Annotated in this window: 1 protein-coding gene and 1 pseudogene; both read right to left on the reverse strand. The window is 43.0% G+C overall.

The window, feature by feature from the left end; all coding sequences use genetic code 11:
* The coding region (locus GMD1S_RS10785; protein ID WP_001053556.1) for a GNAT family N-acetyltransferase at positions 1-254 on the reverse strand (254 nt) is incomplete at its 3' end.
* 31 nt (positions 255-285) lie between these two features.
* A pseudogene (locus GMD1S_RS10790) lies at positions 286-570 on the reverse strand (NADP-specific glutamate dehydrogenase); the annotation flags it as partial.

The raw sequence follows: 570 nt of genomic DNA on the forward strand, positions 1-570 counted from the left end.
GTGACATACAGTTTTTGTAATTCAGCAATCTTATCAGACACAGGTGCAAAGCCACCACAGCCAACCAGCTGATCTTCATCTTCCAGAATAAAGTAAGCTGCTCTCTCTTGCTGTTGATAATAGTCGGCCAAATGATCTAGATGAGAATCAAAGTAGACAGTTCCTGGTTTGTCAAGCCCGAATTCTTCAAGGCTAGCTCGAATGAGTTGTGCTACAGCTGGATTGTCTTTTACTTCCATTGGCCGTAAGTTCATCATTAGTCCTCCGATAGGATGTATCGACTAGTTAAACAATACCTTGTGCAATCATAGCGTTTGCTACATTTTCAAAGGCAGCAATGTTAGCTCCTGCAAGGTAATCAGTACCAAGACCGTACGTTTCAGCGGTTGTTTTAGCTGTATTAAAGATATTGGTCATGATATCTTTGAGACGGCCGTCAACTTCTTCACGTGTCCATGAAAGGCGAAGGCTATTTTGGCTCATTTCAAGGGCTGAAACGGCTACACCACCAGCATTAGCAGCTTTGGCAGGTCCGTAAAGGATTCCGTTTTCTTTGTAGACTTTAATCGC

Source organism: Streptococcus sp. GMD1S (genome assembly GCF_000296875.1).
In the GTDB taxonomy this organism is placed as follows: domain Bacteria; phylum Bacillota; class Bacilli; order Lactobacillales; family Streptococcaceae; genus Streptococcus.